Here is a 15,725-nt window from a genome sequence, read left to right as displayed (position 1 = left end):
AGCGGACGCCATGGGGCGCTGCCGGTGCATGCTGGCGCGACGCGTCAGCGCGTCCAGGGGTCCTCGGGCCGCGATCCGGCACGGAAACCGAACGACTCCACCATGAGCACGGCCTCGGGGAAGTGCGCGGCGACCGCCTCGGGGACGTGTGCGTCGCTGCCGAACGTCACCGCACGGCCGCCCTCCTCGCTCCACCACTGCGGCACCCACGACCAGAGCCGTCGGGTGTTCATCTCGAGGGCCCGACCCGACTCGGCGATGGCGCGCATCGCGGCGCGGAAGCCCTCCTCGAAGCGTCGGGGGTCGAACGGTCCCGCCGTCGCGGTCGGCCAGGCGCGCACCGCGTAGTCGATGTGCGTGAACACGGCGAAGGCGTCGGACCCCGCGACCATGCGGGGGACCTCCTCGAGGTACGCCCATATGACCTCGTCCGCGGGTCGGTGGTGGTACAGCGTCGTCGGTTCGGTGCGGTCGTCGCCGAAGGGGAGCATGTGCAGCGACCCGTTCACGCGATCGATCGCGCCGGTGTCGAGGACCGTGGCAGCCGCCTCCCCCCAGAGGTGCGGCTGGCCGAACTCGACGCCGGTGAGGATCCGCAGTCCGGGGAACGCGGATCGGCACCGGTCGATCGACTCGAGGTACCCGTCGAGGTCGAACGACGGCAGGTGGACGATGCCGTCGTCGCCGACGAGCGCCCCGGCGTACGGTCCCATGTCGCCGTCGTCGACGCGCCACGTGTCCTCGAGGTCGAGGTGTTCGGTGAACACGATGGCCGGGAGCCCGACCCGGACCGCCTGCTCGCAGGTGCGCACCATCCGCCCCGGCGACGCCGGGTCCGATCCGCTGTCCCAGGACCACTCGCTGTGGACGTGCCCGTCCCCGGGGAGCCTCACGGCGCCACCACCGCCTCGAACGGACCGTACGTGTTCAGCACGTTGCCCTTGCTCGTGACCTCGCTCCGGAGCAGCCGCAGGCGGAGCGGGGGGTCGGTGGGTTCGAACAGGCGGCGTCCGGCGCCCGCGACGGCGGGGTGGATCATGAGTTGGAGTTCGTCGAGCAGGCCCGCGAACACGAGCTGACGGACGACCGAGATGCTGCCGCAGACCGCGACGTCCCCGCCGTCCCCCGCGCGGAGCTCGCGGACGACGTCGAGCAGGTCGCCCTCGACGAGGGTGCTGTGCTCCCACGCCAGATCCGGTCCGAGGGTGCGCGAGACGACGAGCTTCTCGATCGGGTTGATGAACCGGCCCATCCCGGCACCGAGTTCGTCGTCGAACGAGTCGTACTGGAACCGGAACGGGTCCTGGACGACGCCGTCCACGGACGTGAAGAGACCACTCGTGACCGTGCGCATGCGGCAGAAGCTAGTGCACGCGGGCACCGCTCGGCCAGCATCGTCCGCTCGTCAGGGAGCCGGCGTGCACACCGGGTCCGGGTCGCCGGCACCCGGGAGGCGGATCGCGGCGGTCGTCGCCGGTTCCGCGGTCGTCGCGGGTCCCGCGGTCGTCGCCGACCCCGCGGTCGTCGCCGTTCCCCCGGTCATGGCCGGACTCGACGGTCGGCGCTGCCCGAGCCAGACGAGCACGACGGCGCCGACCACCGCGACGGCGCCCGAGAACCAGAAGTCGGTCGCGAGCCCGAACGACGTGACGGCCGCGCCGCCGAGCACGGACCCGCCGGCGATGGCGAGCTGGATGGTCGTGACGAACAGCGCCAGACCGCTCTCGGACGAGCCGGGCGACGCGTTCGACATCCAGGTCTGCGTCCCGAGCGGCAGCGCACCCCACACGAAGCCCCAGACCGCGAGCAGGACGAACACCGCGACGACCGATTGTGCCGCGAGCGGCAGCAGGACGACCGAGGCGGCGAGCACGGCCTTCGCCACGCCGATGGTGCCGATCACGCTGCGGCTCAGGGTCCACCCCGCGGCGAAGTTCCCGATGATCCCCGCGATGCCGAACACGAGCAGGGCGATCGTGACGGTGTCCGCGTCGACGCGGACCATCTGTTCCAGGTACGGCGACACGTACGTGTAGGCGGCGAACTGCGCGACGAACAGGAACACCGCGGCGATGAGACCGACGCGAGCGCGCGGGATCCGGAGCAGCCCGCCGAGCGTCGCGAACCGGACGGCCTGGGTCGCCGGGATCCGCGGCAACATCGCGACCTGGAGGCCCAGCGCCACCACACCGAGGCCGCCGCCGATGACGAACGCCAGCCGCCAGCTGGCGAGCGACGAGACGAACGCACCGAGCGGCAGGCTCACGACCGTCGCGACCGAGATGCCGGCCGTGATGAACGAGGTCGCGCGGATCACGGCGGACGGCGCCACGAGCCTCCCGGCGATCCCGGCGCCGATCGACCAGAACCCGCCGATCCCGACGCCCAGGAGCATCCGCGCCACGAGCAGCACCCAGAACGACGGCGCGACCGCGGCGAGCGCGTCGGCCACGACCAGGAGGGCCGTGAGGGCGACGAGGACGACGCGACGGTCCACGCGGGAGGTGGCGACGGTGACCACCGGTGCGGCGACGGCGCCGGTGAGTCCGGTGGCGACGACCATGAGTCCTGCGGTGCCGATGTCGACGTGCAGCCCGCGGGCGATGGCGGGCAGGAGTCCGATGGGCAGGAACTCCGAGAGCACGAGCACGAACGAGCCGAGTGCCACCGAGAGCACACTGAGCCAGCCGCGGCGTTCCGTCGACGATGTCATGGAGTGCTCAAGAGCGCTGGTGCCGTCGTCCATTCCCGTGTGACATCGGAGGCCCCTCTTGCGGGGGTAGAAGATCCGGTCTAACGTCGCCACCGGCTCGCGACGACGGTGTCGACGGGCGTGGACACGACGGGGATCACATGCGCTCGACGACGCTCGCTTCCGATCGACACGCACAGCGGGGACACCGTCGCGTCGGACGGTTGGGGGTGATCGCGTTGTGCGTCGGCCTCGCCGTGGCCGGTTCCACCGTGGGGACGGCAGTGAGCGCGAGCGCTGCCGCGGAGCCCGCTGCCGTACCGGGCTCCGGGACGGATCTGACGAAGTTGGTCAATCCGTTCATCGGCACCGAGAACGAGGGCCTCGACTTCCCGGCCGCCGGCGCTCCGTTCGGACTGGTCCAGGAGAGTCCGTTGATGAAGACGGCGGGTGGCGCGGGGTGCGACACGGAGGCCGCCGACACGGTCACCGGGTTCAGCCAGACGACGATCAACGGGTGTCGGTTCAACTACCTGCCGATGATGCCCACGACCGGCGTGGTCAGCTCCACCGATCCGGCACAGTACGCGTCGACGTTCAGCCACGACGACGAGACCACGGGTCCCGCCTACTACCAGACGGAACTCGACAAGTACGGCGTCAAGGTCGCGTTGACCGCGACGGCACGGACCGGATGGCAGCAGTACACCTTCCCGCGGACGAGCCAGGCGAACGTGCTGTTCAACGCCGGCGCGGGCGTGACGAGCTCGGAGATCCACGTCGTCGGGAACCGGACGGTCGAGGGCTGGGTCGACGACTCGAAGAAGACCTACTTCCACGTCGAGCTCAGCCGACCGTTCGCGTCGTACGGCACGTGGAAGGGCACCGAGCGGACGTCGGGTTCGCGCACCTCGGCCGCGAAGGGCTCGAACGGTGCATGGGCCACGTTCGACACCACGAAGAACGACGATCCCGTCGTCGCGAAGGTGGGACTCTCCTTCACCGGGCTCGCCGGAGCGCGGAAGAACCTGTCGGCGGAGACGGGGAAGCTGGGCTTCGACTTCAACGCCGCGCACCGAGCGCTCACCGCCGACTGGAACACGATGCTGCACAAGGCGGCGATCGGTGGGGGCTCGCACGATCAGCAGGTCGCGTACTACACAGCGCTCTACCACTCGATGCTCGACCCGAACCTGATCGGCGACGTCGACGGTCGGTACGTCGGGGCCGACGAGAAGATCCACACCGCCAGCGACTACACCCCGTACAGCAACTTCTCGCTCTGGGACACGTACCGGACGCAGAACCAGCTGCTCGAGATGCTCGTGCCGAAGGTGGCGCACGACATCGACATGTCGATCATCGCGATCGCCCGCGAGGGCGGGGCGCTGCCCCGCTGGTATCTCGAGGACCAGGAGGGCAACATCATGACCGGCGACCCGGTCACCCCGTTCCTGGTCGAGGGCTGGTCCAAGGGCCTGCTCACCGGGGCTGACGCCGCGGAGGCGTACGAGTACCTCCGGGCGAACGCCACCGAGGTGCCACCCGCCGGTGTCCGAGAGAACGGACGCGCCGGGGTCGCCTACTACGCGGAACGTGGGTACATCCCGTACGGGCTGAACATCGAGCCGGCGGCCGACTGCCACGGCGGGACGAGCGGCAACTGCTGCCCGACGAAGAGCAACGACAACGACTGCTACTACGGCACGTCGGCCACACTCGAGTACGCGGCAGCGGACGCATCACTGGCCCTCATGGCGAAGGGGCTCGGCCACGCGGGGGACGCCGCGATGTTCGCCAAGCGCGGGCAGTCGTACCGGAACGTGTTCGACACCCAGACGAGTCAGTTCCGGCCACGGACCGCAGCCGATGGCACGTGGCTGTCCCCCTACGACCCGGTCACGAGCGACCACGCGTTCCACGAGCAGAACGCGAGCCAGTACCAGTGGCTCGTGCCGCAGGATCCCGCGGGGCTCGTCGGCATGCTGGGGGGCAGTGCGGCGACGACAGGTCGACTGGACGAGTTCTTCGACTACGACGCGCTCCTCACCGATCCCACCGGGACCGCCCGCACCGCTTGGGTGAGCGACCCCTACGACTACTACGACTCCACGGCGTACAACCCGAACAACGAGCCGAACCTCATCGCGCCCTACCTGTACGCGTGGACGGGGAAGCCGGGGAACACCGCGACCGTGGTGAAGGCGCAGGAGACCCTGTTCACGAACACTCCCGGCGGCATCCCCGGGAACGACGACATGGGTGAGATGTCGTCGTGGTACGTCATGTCGTCGCTGGGGCTCTACCCCACGACCAGTGGTGGGGACTTCGACGTGATCACGACGCCGCAGTTCCCGAACGCCCAGGTGCAGATCGGTGGATACGGCAAGACACAGGGTGGGATGCTGACGATCTCCGCACCCGGCACGAGCATGGCGAACCGGTACATCGCCTCCGCGACGGTGAACGGCACGTCGTGGGACAATGCCTGGGTCGACCAGACCGACATCGCCCACGGTGGTCACATCGCGTACGCGTTGAGCACCGATCCCACCACCTGGGCCACGGCCGCGGAGGACGCGCCCCCGTCGATCGACACCGTCTCGAACCCCGTGCGCCAGCTCAGCGCCGACGTCTCGCCGGACCAGGCGATCGTGGAGCCCACCGCGGGTCGCCCGTCACAGCAGCACGTCGACCTGACGCTCCTGGCCACGGCTCCGCGCAACGCCGAGGTCGCCGTCACCGCGTCGGCGCCGAAGGGCTGGACGGTGTCCCCGTCCCGCACGACGCTCACCGCGACCTCGAACGGACTGCCCACCCAGCTCGACGACCGCCTGCGAGTCGTCGCTCCGGCCGGCACCGGACCCGGCACGTACACCGTCGCTCTCACTGCGAAGCTGGCCGGAGCGCCAGCTGTGCGGAAGAGCGTCAGCGTCCTCGTCGAGGACGGCACGAGTTGCGCGATCCGGACGAGCACCTCGTGCGCCGTGGATCTCAACGGCGTCTACGACAACGACGGCGTCGCGACCCTCGCCTCCCCCGGCCAGGGCGACTTCGACGGAACCGGTCTCAGCTACGCGGCCGACCAGCTACCGGCACCCGGACCGGTCACCCTCGGCGGCGTCACCTACGAGGCACCGCCGACCTCGGGCACCAGTGAGAACTTCGTCAAGTCCACCGGGCAGGCGATCGCTCTGCCGTCGGGCGAGTACAGCAGTCTCCACATCGTGGGCGCGTCCGACAACGGCAGCACCGGCGCCGCGTCGGCCACCGCCGTCGTCACGTACACCGACGGCAGCACCGCGACCGTGCCGCTCGAGCTCACCGGCTGGGCGAACCAGTCCCCGGACTTCGGCAACAGCACGGTGCTGAAGACCCCGTACCAGCTCAAGGCGGGGACCGGGAAGACCGCCACCGGGGCGTCGCTGTACGAGACGACCGTGCCGCTGCAGGCCGGGAAGCAGGTCCGGTCGCTCTCCCTCACGGACCCGTCGGTGCCGGCGTGGGTCGCACCGGGGTCCGGAGGACTCGACTGGCAGCGCGACAGCGATCTGGAGATCTACGCCATGACGCTGCAGCACTGAGCAGTCAGCGACGCCCGCTTGGGAGGCCCGGCACCGGAACGGTGTCGGGCCTCACCCCGTCCGTGGTCGGTGTGCTCGGTCCGACGGACCGGCTGTGGCCGCACACCATGGCAGACGGGCGAACACGGGCATGAGCGGGCCGACGATCGGTCCGATGGCGAACGCCGCGACGACGGTCCCGACACCGACGTCGCCGCCGAGGAGCCACCCGACCACGACGACGGTCAACTCGATCGCGGTCCGTGCCAGCCAGACCGGCCAGCCGAGCCGCTCGTGGAGTCCGACCATGAGGCCGTCCCGCGCGCCCGCTCCGAACCGGGCCCCGATGTAGCAGGCCGTGGCGACGGCGAGCAGGACGAGCCCGAGCGCGAACAGCCCGATGCGTCCCGGCAGCCCGGCGGGGGTGTGGACGACGGCGAGGACGAGGTCGGCGGCCGGGCCGATGGTGAGCGCGTTGAGGACCGTGCCGATGCCGGGCCGCTGGCGCAGCGGGATCCAGAACAGCAGGATGACGCCGCTCGACACCAGGGTCACGGTGCCGAACGACCACGGCACGATCCGCTCGAGCCCCTCGGTGAGCACGCTCCACGACGCGACGCCGATGACCGCGCGGACCATGAGCGCCGTCGCGGCCCCGTAGAGGAACAGACCGACGAGGAGCTGGACGACACGGAGCACGAGCGCGGGGCGGCGGGACACACGAGCACCCAACCGCGGATTGGACTGGTCGTCGAGAGCCAATCCTCCTACGCTGGCCACCGTGATCCCCCTCGTGCTCTCGGCCCGGGCCGCCGCCGGCCTGCTCACGCACTGGCGCGACGGCTCGTCCGGGCCCGCCTACAGCGCACTCGCCGACGCCGTCCGCGTGCTCGCGATCGACGGGCGGGTCGCGGTCGGGACGCGCCTCCCCGCCGAACGGCAGCTCGCCGACGCGCTCGGCGTCAGCCGGACGACGGTCGCCAGCGCCTACGCCCTGCTCCGGGACGACGGGTTCCTCCGCAGCACCCGCGGGTCGGGGAGTGTGCTGCGGCTCCCGTCCGCGGTCGCCGGGCGGCCCGACCCGGACCACCTCGCCGCGCCGGTGGACGGCGACCTGCTCGACCTGCGGAAGGCAGCGCTCCACGCAGCCCCGGGTGTCGCCGAGGCGGCGGTGCGGGCGGTGCAGGGCCTCCCGGCCGCACTCGTGGGCACCGGGTACGACACCGTCGGCGACCCGGGGCTCCGGGCGGCGATCGCCGACCGCTACACGACGCGGGGCCTGCCGACGACGGCGGACCAGGTGCTCGTCACCCTCGGCGCGCAGCACGCGATCGCGCTCCTGGCGCGCGTGCTCGTGCGCCGCGGCACGGAGGTCCTCATCGAGTCCCCCACGTACCCGCACGCCCACGAGGCGTTCCGCGCGGCCGGGGCACGGTTGGTGGCCGTGCCCGTGGACGCGCACGACGGCTGGGACGGTGACGCGCTCGTCAGCGCGCTGCGGCGGAGCGCGCCAGCGGTCGCGTACCTCATGCCCGACCTGCACAACCCGACCGCGGCGACCATGCCGTCCGCACTCCGGGAGGCCGTGCTCGCGGCGGCCGCGGACGCCGGCACCGTCGTCATCGCCGACGAGACCATGGCGGAGCTCCGGATCGACGGCGACGTGGTGCCGCCGTTCGCGACGGCCGGTCCAGCGGTCCTCATCGGATCGGCCGGCAAGGTCTTCTGGGGTGGTCTGCGGGTCGGCTGGATCCGGGCGGACCCCGCGCTCCTGCAGCGCCTCGTGCTCGCCCGGCCGACGGGCGACCTCGGCACGCCCGCGATCGAACAGCTCATCGTCCGCGAGCTCGTCCCGGACACGGCGGCCGCCCTGGAGGCCCGGCGCACCTTCCTCCGCGCCGCCCGCGACACCGTCGTGGCCGGGTTGCGGGACCGGGTGCCGGAGTGGGAGGTCCCGGCACCGGCCGGCGGGTTGTCCACCTGGGTGCGCCTCGGCCGTCCGGTCTCGAGCGCGCTCGTCCTCGCCGCCCGCGCCGAGGGCCTCGTCCTCACCTCGGGTGGTGCGTTCGGGCCGCACGGGGGCTTCGAGGGGTTCCTCCGCGTCCCCTACGCGGTGCCGGCGGACGCGCAGGTGCGGCTCGTCGAGGCCCTGGGCCGCGCGTGGACGCGGCTCGACTCCGCGGTCCGGGCCCCGGGTCGGCCGATCGCGGCCGTCGTGTGACCGGGTCCCGGCCGGGGGCTACTTGCTGTCGGGGTCGAGGTTGATCGTCGTGTCCTCGTAGAGGTACTGCTGGTCGCCGAACACCTGCAGGCCCGCGTTGAGCCAGATGAGGTCCTGCACCGAGATCCCGAACCGCGACGCCACCATGGCCGTCGTGTCGCCGTGGGCCACCCGGTACCGCTTCGGGGCACCGCTGGCCGTCGTCGCGGTGACGGTGCCGGAGGCGTAGGGGCGTGCCCCGCCGTCGACCGGGTGGACGTTCGACTGCCGTACGGGGATCGACCAGTGCACGGTGTCCACGGCGAGGACCTTGTCGGGGCCGAGTTCCTGCGGCACGTCGGCCTCGGCCGCCGCCGACGAGTACGTCACGAGCGTCCCGAGGTACGCCGGCTGCCCGATGTCGCCGAGGGACGCGGACGACGCGGGTGCCGGTGTGGTCGTCGGACCCCCGAGCTGGTGGTCCGCGACCCCGTGGTAGGTCAGGCCGTCCCCCACCTCCGGCGGGACGTCGAGCAGCGTGACGGAGATCGGCACCGGCACGGTCGAGGTGAACCCGGCGTACTCGGCGGAGTACGTGTCGTCGCCGTTCGCGACCATCCGGTAGTGGAAGTGGATGCTGCCCTTCGGGGACGCGACGTCCCCCTGGGCGACGACGGTGCCCTGCGGGACGGACGTGAGCGTCGGACTCGGGCTCGGCGCTGCCTCGGGTCCGGCGGTCGCGGGGCGCGGCGTCGCGGACCCGGGGATGACGCCGGCGCTCGGGGCGGTCGGCGTGGGTGTGGGCGTGGCGGAGACGGTCGCCGTGCGGTGGTGCGTCGGACGGTGCGACGTCGTGACGGACGGGCCCGGGTCGGTCGTCCCGCCGAGCATCGAACACCCGGTCAACAGGCCCGCCGTCGCCACCGCGACCACGACACCGATCACGCGCACCGTCGGCGTCCCGCTCTGCTCCGCGCCGACTCCGTCGCGGTCCCCCCACCTGGACATGATGCCTCCTCAAGGAATCCTAGCCGCCGCTCGGGTGGCGACCGACCGCGTGGACCGAGCACGGGCCGGGATCGGCGGAACACGACGGGTCCCCCCCGGCGTGCTCGGAGCCTGCCAGTCTGGATCCGTGACGGAACTCCTGGTGCTCATCGTGTCCGCGCTCGTGCTCATCGCCGCGGCCGCGGTGGTCGGCCCGCGCATCGGGATCGCCGCGCCGCTCGTGCTCGTCGCGATCGGCGTCGGTGCGAGCTTCCTGCCGTGGTTCGCCTCCGTCCACATCGAGCCGGCGTGGGTGCTCGAGGGCCTCCTCCCCCCACTGCTGTACGCGTCCGCGGTGTCGATGCCGGCCATGAACTTCCGGCGCGAGTTCGGGGCGATCAGCGGGCTGTCCGTCCTGCTCGTCGTCGGCAGCGCACTCGTGCTCGGCCTGTTCTTCATGCTCGTCCTGCCCGGCCTCGGGTTCGCCTGGGGCGTCGCGCTCGGCGCGATCGTGAGTCCGACCGACGCCGTGGCCACGTCGATCATCAAGCGGACGTCGGTGTCCAAGCGCGTCGTGGCGATGCTCGACGGCGAGAGCCTGCTCAACGACGCGACGGCGCTCGTGCTCCTCCGCACCGCGATCGTCGCGACGGCCGCGTCCTTCTCGTTCTGGGGCGCGGTCGGGACGTTCGCGTACTCGGTCGTCGTGGCGCTGCTGATCGGGTGGCTCGTGGGCTGGCTGGACCTCGTGGTGCGCAAGCGCGTGACCGACCCCACGGTGAACACGGTGATCTCGTTCGCGGTGCCGTTCGCGGCGGCGGTCCCGGCGGAGTCCCTCGGCGCGTCCGGACTCGTGGCCGCCGTCGTCGCGGGCCTCATCACGGGCGTCTTCGCGCCGCGGGACCTGTCGCCGCAGCACCGGTTGTCGGACTCGCAGAACTGGCGGACGGTGGAGCTCGTGCTCGAGGGCATCGTGTTCCTGACCATGGGCCTGCAGATCACGTCGATCGTCGGGGCCGTGCACCACGACCACGCCGGTGTCGGGATCGCCGTCCTGGTCGCCGTCGGCGCGTTCGTGCTCACGGTGATGGTCCGGGCCGCGTACGTCGCGCCGCTGCTCCGGGTCCTCCGTGCCCGGGCGGGCCGCGGAGTCCGGCTGGAGGACCGACTGCAGGGCGTGCAGGCGAAGCTCGACACGCCCGAGGGCCAACGGCAGGCGTTCGTCGAGGTGAACGCGCGGCAGCGCGGTCCGGGCTCCGGTGGCCGCCCGCGGTCCGCGCGGGACCTCGAGCGGTTCGCCCGACGCGTGACGCAGGTGCTCGCCGACATCGCGTACTTCCGGCGAGAGCCGCTCGGATGGCGCGAGGGCACCGCGGTCGTCTGGGCGGGCATGCGCGGTGCCGTCACGGTCGCCGCCGCCCAGAGCCTCCCGCACGACACGCCACAGCGCTCGGCTCTCGTGCTCATCGCGTTCGCGGTCGCGGCCCTGTCGCTCCTCGTCCAGGGCGGCACGATCGGGCCCCTGCTGCGGCGGATCACGCCACCACGGGACACCGCGGCGCTCGAACAGCAGACGGACGCCGAACGCACGCGGCTCTTCGAGCTCATGCGGTCGAGCGGCGAGTCCGTGCCCGAGCCGCCGCAGCTCGGGGGCGACCCGACCCAGGAGCAGTTCGGCATCGCCAAGGAGCACCGCCTCGCCGTCATCGCGGCGCAACGGTCCGCGCTGCTCGACGCCCGCGACAACGGCACGTTCGACGCCGACGTCCTGGAGGACGCGCTCGCCAACCTCGACGCCACCCAGATCGCCATCGAGCTGCGCGGCACGGCCGCCACCTGACACGCCGGGCACGATCACCGGGACGCGACCGTGCCGAACGACGTGCACCCGACCGCAGGGGACGGTCGCACGGCCAGCGGCCACCGAGTGCCCAGCGGCTAGCATCCCGACCATGGACGACGAGACCACCCCGCGGACGGACGCCGACGAGGACGAGCCGCGGATCTCCGGGTGGCTCCAGCGGCACGCGGACCTCGTCTGGTACGCGCTCGGCGTCGTGTTCGTCGTCGACGGGATCAGCGCGCTGGTCAACCTGGTGCGCGGCGTGCCCGGCCCGGATGATTCGAATGTCATCAGCACGTTCGGCGGCTTCATCGCCGGCATCGCGGCGCTCGTCGTCGGCCTGCGCACGGCGCGGGACCACCGCAAGCACCCGGACGACGAGTAGGTCGGCGACGCCGCGAGCGCGTGTCGCAGCCCGCGCGGAGTCACCGGCGGCGACGATCATGCGGTGGACTCCATGCAGGTCGGCGCGCACCGCGGCCGCTCCCGTGCTCGCCTCATCGCGATGGTCGTCGTCGGCGTGGCCGCCGGCGTCGTCGCCTTCGTCGTGCACGCCGGGCTCGCGGCCTGGGCGATCGGCTGGACGGCCGCCTGCCTGACCTACCTCGTGCGGGTCTGGACCGCCGTCCACGGCCTCGACGGCGTCGCCACCCGCGTCCACGCGCTCCGCGAGGACCCGACGCGCCGCGTGAGCCACGTCCTCCTCGTGCTCGCAGCGGTCGGGAGCCTCTTCATCGTCGGCATGACGCTCATCGGGTCGAAGGAGAGCGGCGGGCTCCGAGCGGACCTCCTGGCGGCCCTCGCCGTGCTCAGTGTCGCCCTGTCGTGGATCCTCATCCACACGCTGTTCATGCTGCGGTACGCCGTGCAGTACTACGGCGGCGACGCCGAGGGCGGCATCGACTTCAACCAGCGGACGCCCCCCGCGTACGGCGACTTCGCGTACTTCGCCTTCAACCTCGGGATGACGTTCCAGGTCAGCGACACGGCCGTCACGTCCACGGCGATCCGTCGCGTCGTGCTCCGCCACTGCCTGCTGGCGTACGTGTTCGGATCGGTCATCCTCGCGACGCTCGTCAACCTCGTCGCCGGACTCGGCTGACGCCGGACGGGAGGCGCGGGCCCGCGATCCGCCACGCGGGACACCCTCGACCGGATACCGTTCCTGTATGAGCACCGACACGGACACGCCGACCGCCGCCGACACCGACGGGGCTTCGCCGACGTTCGCCGACCTCGGGTTGAGCGAGCCGGTCCTCAAGGCCGTGCGCGACATCGGGTACGAGGTGCCGTCCGCGATCCAGGCCGCCACGATCCCCACGCTCCTCGAGGGGCGCGACGTCGTCGGCCTCGCACAGACGGGCACGGGCAAGACCGCCGCGTTCGCGCTGCCGATCCTGTCGCGGCTCGCGTCCTCGCAGAAACTGCCGCAGGCCCTCGTGCTCTCCCCCACCCGTGAACTCGCACTCCAGGTGTGCGAGGCGTTCGAGCAGTACGCCGCGCACATGCGCGGTGTGCACGTCCTGCCGGTGTACGGCGGGCAGGCGTACGGCGTCCAGCTGTCGGCGCTCCGCCGCGGTGTCGACGTCGTCGTCGGCACGCCGGGGCGCATCATGGACCACATCGCCAAGGGCACCCTCGACCTGTCCGAGCTCAAGTACCTCGTGCTCGACGAGGCCGACGAGATGCTCAAGATGGGGTTCGCGGAGGACGTCGAGACGATCCTCGCCGAGACGCCGGACGACAAGCAGGTCGCGTTGTTCTCGGCGACCATGCCGGCGCAGATCCGTCGGATCTCGAAGCAGTACCTGGACGACCCGGCCGAGATCACCGTCAAGCAGAAGACGACGACCTCGGCGAACACGACCCAGCGCTACCTGCTCGTGTCCTACCCGCAGAAGGTCGACGCCCTGACCCGCATCCTCGAGGTCGAGAACTTCGAGGGGATGATCGTGTTCGTCCGCACGAAGAGCGAGACCGAGACGCTCGCCGAGAAGCTCCGGGCCCGGGGGTACGCCGCCGCCGCCATCAGCGGGGACGTCGCACAGGCGCAGCGCGAGCGCACGGTCAACCAGCTCAAGTCCGGCAAGCTCGACATCCTCGTCGCCACCGACGTCGCGGCACGGGGCCTGGACGTCGACCGCATCACGCACGTCGTGAACTACGACATCCCGATCGACACCGAGTCCTACGTGCACCGCATCGGACGCACCGGCCGCGCCGGCCGGAGTGGTGCGGCCATCAGCTTCGTCACGCCCCGTGAGCGCCGCCTGCTCGGCGCCATCGAGAAGGCGACGCGTCAGCCGCTCACGCAGATGCAGCTGCCCACGGTCGAGGACGTCAACGTCACGCGTCTGGCGCGGTTCGACGACGCGATCACCGCGGCGCTCGAGCAGCAGGACCGGATCTCGGCGTTCCGCGACATCATCGGGCACTACGTCGAGCACCACGACGTGCCCGAAGCAGACGTCGCGGCGGCCCTCGCCGTCGTCGCCCAGGGTGAGGAGCCGCTGCTGCTCGACCCGCAGGAGGAGCGGCAGCGCCGCGCCACCGAGGACCGCGGACCGCGCGTGTACGACCGCGACGACCAGACCGGCGGACGCGGCGAACGGCCCGAGCGGCGGGCCCGGTCGACGCAGCCGATGGCGCCCTACCGGATCGAGGTCGGTCGTCGGCAGCGCGTCGAGCCGCGCCAGATCGTGGGCGCGCTCGCGAACGAGGGTGGCCTCGGCCGCGACGACTTCGGTCAGATCCAGATCCGTCCGGACTTCTCGATCGTCGAGCTCCCGGCGGACCTGTCCGAGGACGTCCTCGACCGCCTGCGGGACACCCGGATCAGCGGCAAGCTCATCGAGATCCGCCCGGACCGTCGTGGCGGTCCGCGCCGCGACCGCGACGACCGAGGCGGGCGCGACGACCGCGACGACCGGCCGCCGCGCAAGCCCCGGTACCGCTGAGCGGGAGCGTCAGGAGCGCTCGGGCTCGATCGACGCGCCGAGTTCGGTCCACAGGTGCGCGATCGAGGCCGCGCCGGCGACGAGCATCTCGAGGTCGATGCTCTCGTCGCTCGAGTGCCAGTGGTCCTCGGGGAGCCCCGTGCCCACGAACAGCACCGGGACGTCGAGCTCGCGTCCGAGCAGCTCGGCGGGCCCGCCGCCCGCGTTGCCCATGCGGCCGGCGGTGGGGGTCCCGTGTCCGCGCGCCATGGCTCGGTCGAGGGCGTCGAGCGCGGGCCCGGACGGTGTGACGTACGGGTCCTGCCCCGACTCCTCCGGGATGGACAGTTCGTAGACCACGCTGTCCGGGATGTGCTCGTCGAAGAACGCGCGCACCTGCTCCGCGACGGTGTGCACGTGCTGCCCCGGGACGGTGCGGATGCTGAGTTCGGCGGTCGCCTGGGACGGGATGACCGCACGCGAGACGCCGGTCGGGTCGCCCGCGAGGACCGAGAGGATCTCGAGTGACGGCCGTGCCCACAGGCGCTCCTCGACCGTGAACCCGCGCTCGCCCGTGACGCTCCGCGTCTCGGTGCGCCCGAGCCAGACGTCGGTGTCGAAGGACAGGTCCTCGAGCTCGCGCCGCCGCTCGTCGGTCAGCTCCTCGACGTCGTCGTAGAAGCCGGGCAGGGCGATGCGGCCGTCGTCGTCGTGCAGCCGCCCGAGGACGTCGACGAGCACGTGGACGGGGTTCGGCGTCGGTCCGGACGCCGCACCGCTGTGGACGTCGCGCTCCGGCCCGGTGATGGTCAGCGTGGCCCCGGTCATGCCGCGCATCGAGGTGACGACGGCGGGGTTGCCCTGCTTCCACTGCAGCGTGTCGGAGAACACGACGACGTCGCAGGCGAACCGGTCCCGGTGGGTCTCGATGAGGTCCGCGAAGTGCGTCGAGCCGAGCTCCTCCTCGCCCTCGACGATCACCCGGAAGTTGACCGCCGGCAACCCGTCCGGTCGGGTCGCCAGGTGCGCCCGCAGTCCCCACAGGTGCGCGATCATCTGGCCCTTCGCGTCCGATGCACCGCGGCCGTAGAGCCGGCCGTCGCGGAGCACGGGCGCGAACGGCGCGGTCTCCTTCCACTCCTCGGGCTTCGCGTCCCGCACGTCGTGGTGGCTGTACACGAGCACGGTCGGCAGCGCGGGGTCGACCTGCCACTCGGCGTACACCGCCACGGACGGCCCGGCCCGCAGGAGCTCGGTCGTGAACCCGATCGCCCGGAGTTCGCCGGCGAGCCAGTGCGCGGACCGCTCGACGTCGATGGCCCGCTCCGGGAGCGCGCCGACGGACGGGATCGCCACCCACGCGCTCAACTCGTCGACGACACGCTGCCGGTGCTCGGCGAGGAACCGGACGACCTCGGTCGCGTCGGTGTCCGTGATCGCGATGTCGTTCGACGCGGTGTCGGTCGTGTCGTTCGTGGCGCTCATCCTGATCCGTTCCTCGAGG

12 protein-coding genes are annotated in these 15,725 nt (G+C 71.9%); 6 read left to right on the top strand and 6 right to left on the bottom strand.

Annotated elements, in window-relative coordinates:
- Window positions 1–44: 44 nt before the first annotated feature.
- Genes DEI93_RS06805 through DEI93_RS06795 form a run of 3 tightly spaced genes read right to left on the bottom strand, consistent with a single transcriptional unit; the run spans window position 45 to window position 2,713 of the window.
- Complete coding sequence (locus DEI93_RS06805; protein ID WP_111119134.1) at window positions 45–893, bottom strand: PHP domain-containing protein; 849 nt, start codon at window positions 891–893, stop codon at window positions 45–47.
- Window positions 890–1,354, bottom strand: coding sequence for a dihydrofolate reductase family protein (locus DEI93_RS06800; protein WP_111119135.1), 465 nt, complete (start codon window positions 1,352–1,354; stop codon window positions 890–892). The genes DEI93_RS06805 and DEI93_RS06800 overlap by 4 nt, the downstream gene beginning before the upstream one ends.
- 51 nt (window positions 1,355–1,405) lie before the next feature.
- Window positions 1,406–2,713 (bottom strand): MFS transporter, encoded by a 1,308-nt coding sequence (locus DEI93_RS06795; protein ID WP_111119136.1) that lies wholly within the window; start codon window positions 2,711–2,713, stop codon window positions 1,406–1,408.
- Between the two features lie 209 nt (window positions 2,714–2,922).
- Between DEI93_RS06795 and DEI93_RS06790 the strand changes: the two genes are divergently transcribed.
- Window positions 2,923–6,276 carry a GH92 family glycosyl hydrolase gene (locus DEI93_RS06790; RefSeq protein WP_220037844.1) on the top strand — a complete coding sequence of 1,118 codons (3,354 nt, stop codon included), beginning with the start codon at window positions 2,923–2,925 and terminating at the stop codon, window positions 6,274–6,276.
- A 51-nt stretch (window positions 6,277–6,327) separates the two neighbouring features.
- Here the strand turns inward: DEI93_RS06790 and yczE are convergent, their stop codons facing one another.
- Window positions 6,328–6,975 carry a membrane protein YczE gene (yczE, locus tag DEI93_RS06785; RefSeq protein ID WP_111036349.1) on the bottom strand — a complete coding sequence of 216 codons (648 nt, stop codon included), beginning with the start codon at window positions 6,973–6,975 and terminating at the stop codon, window positions 6,328–6,330.
- 61 nt (window positions 6,976–7,036) lie between these two features.
- On the opposite strand from yczE, the gene yczR reads away from it, so the two are divergent.
- The gene (gene yczR, locus DEI93_RS06780; RefSeq protein WP_258372159.1) at window positions 7,037–8,476 is read left to right on the top strand and encodes a MocR-like transcription factor YczR; all 1,440 of its coding nucleotides are present in this window, start codon (window positions 7,037–7,039) and stop codon (window positions 8,474–8,476) included.
- Window positions 8,477–8,494: 18 nt separating this feature from the next.
- On the opposite strand, the gene DEI93_RS06775 is transcribed toward yczR, so the two are convergent.
- Window positions 8,495–9,463 carry a LysM peptidoglycan-binding domain-containing protein gene (locus tag DEI93_RS06775; RefSeq protein ID WP_258372160.1) on the bottom strand — a complete coding sequence of 323 codons (969 nt, stop codon included), beginning with the start codon at window positions 9,461–9,463 and terminating at the stop codon, window positions 8,495–8,497.
- Window positions 9,464–9,590: 127 nt separating this feature from the next.
- Between DEI93_RS06775 and DEI93_RS06770 the strand changes: the two genes are divergently transcribed.
- The 4 genes from DEI93_RS06770 to DEI93_RS06755 all read left to right on the top strand — a co-directional run bounded on the left by DEI93_RS06770 (window position 9,591) and on the right by DEI93_RS06755 (window position 14,242).
- Entirely contained in the window at window positions 9,591–11,282 is a 1,692-nt protein-coding gene (locus DEI93_RS06770) for a cation:proton antiporter (protein ID WP_111119200.1), read from the top strand.
- 112 nt (window positions 11,283–11,394) lie between these two features.
- The gene (locus DEI93_RS06765) at window positions 11,395–11,670 is read left to right on the top strand and encodes a hypothetical protein (protein ID WP_111119138.1); all 276 of its coding nucleotides are present in this window, start codon (window positions 11,395–11,397) and stop codon (window positions 11,668–11,670) included.
- A gap of 72 nt (window positions 11,671–11,742) precedes the next feature.
- Window positions 11,743–12,387: a DUF1345 domain-containing protein gene (locus tag DEI93_RS06760; RefSeq protein ID WP_111008948.1), complete on the top strand. Its 645-nt coding sequence runs from the start codon at window positions 11,743–11,745 to the stop codon at window positions 12,385–12,387.
- A 67-nt stretch (window positions 12,388–12,454) separates the two neighbouring features.
- A complete protein-coding gene (locus tag DEI93_RS06755; RefSeq protein ID WP_111008727.1) occupies window positions 12,455–14,242 on the top strand; it encodes a DEAD/DEAH box helicase in 1,788 nt (595 codons plus the stop codon).
- 9 nt (window positions 14,243–14,251) lie between these two features.
- Here the strand turns inward: DEI93_RS06755 and DEI93_RS06750 are convergent, their stop codons facing one another.
- On the bottom strand, window positions 14,252–15,706 hold the full coding sequence (locus DEI93_RS06750; protein ID WP_111119139.1) for a M20/M25/M40 family metallo-hydrolase: 1,455 nt from the start codon (window positions 15,704–15,706) through the stop codon (window positions 14,252–14,254).
- Between the last annotated feature and the right edge of the window lie 19 nt (window positions 15,707–15,725).

The sequence above is a fragment of the Curtobacterium sp. MCBD17_035 genome, from assembly GCF_003234815.2.
Lineage (GTDB): Bacteria > Actinomycetota > Actinomycetes > Actinomycetales > Microbacteriaceae > Curtobacterium.
Note: the sequence above shows the minus strand (reverse complement) of the source record. Positions and strands in the feature narration are given on the sequence as shown.

What these genes read in the sequence shown, in the direction of transcription:
- DEI93_RS06775 (WP_258372160.1), bottom strand. Translation starts at nt 9,463, where the DNA reads ATGTCCAGGTGGGGGGACCGCGACGGAGTCGGCGCGGAGCAGAGCGGG.
- DEI93_RS06755 (WP_111008727.1), top strand. Translation starts at nt 12,455, where the DNA reads ATGAGCACCGACACGGACACGCCGACCGCCGCCGACACCGACGGGGCT.
- DEI93_RS06795 (WP_111119136.1), bottom strand. Translation starts at nt 2,713, where the DNA reads ATGACATCGTCGACGGAACGCCGCGGCTGGCTCAGTGTGCTCTCGGTG.
- DEI93_RS06800 (WP_111119135.1), bottom strand. Translation starts at nt 1,354, where the DNA reads ATGCGCACGGTCACGAGTGGTCTCTTCACGTCCGTGGACGGCGTCGTC.
- DEI93_RS06765 (WP_111119138.1), top strand. Translation starts at nt 11,395, where the DNA reads ATGGACGACGAGACCACCCCGCGGACGGACGCCGACGAGGACGAGCCG.
- DEI93_RS06760 (WP_111008948.1), top strand. Translation starts at nt 11,743, where the DNA reads ATGCAGGTCGGCGCGCACCGCGGCCGCTCCCGTGCTCGCCTCATCGCG.
- DEI93_RS06750 (WP_111119139.1), bottom strand. Translation starts at nt 15,706, where the DNA reads ATGAGCGCCACGAACGACACGACCGACACCGCGTCGAACGACATCGCG.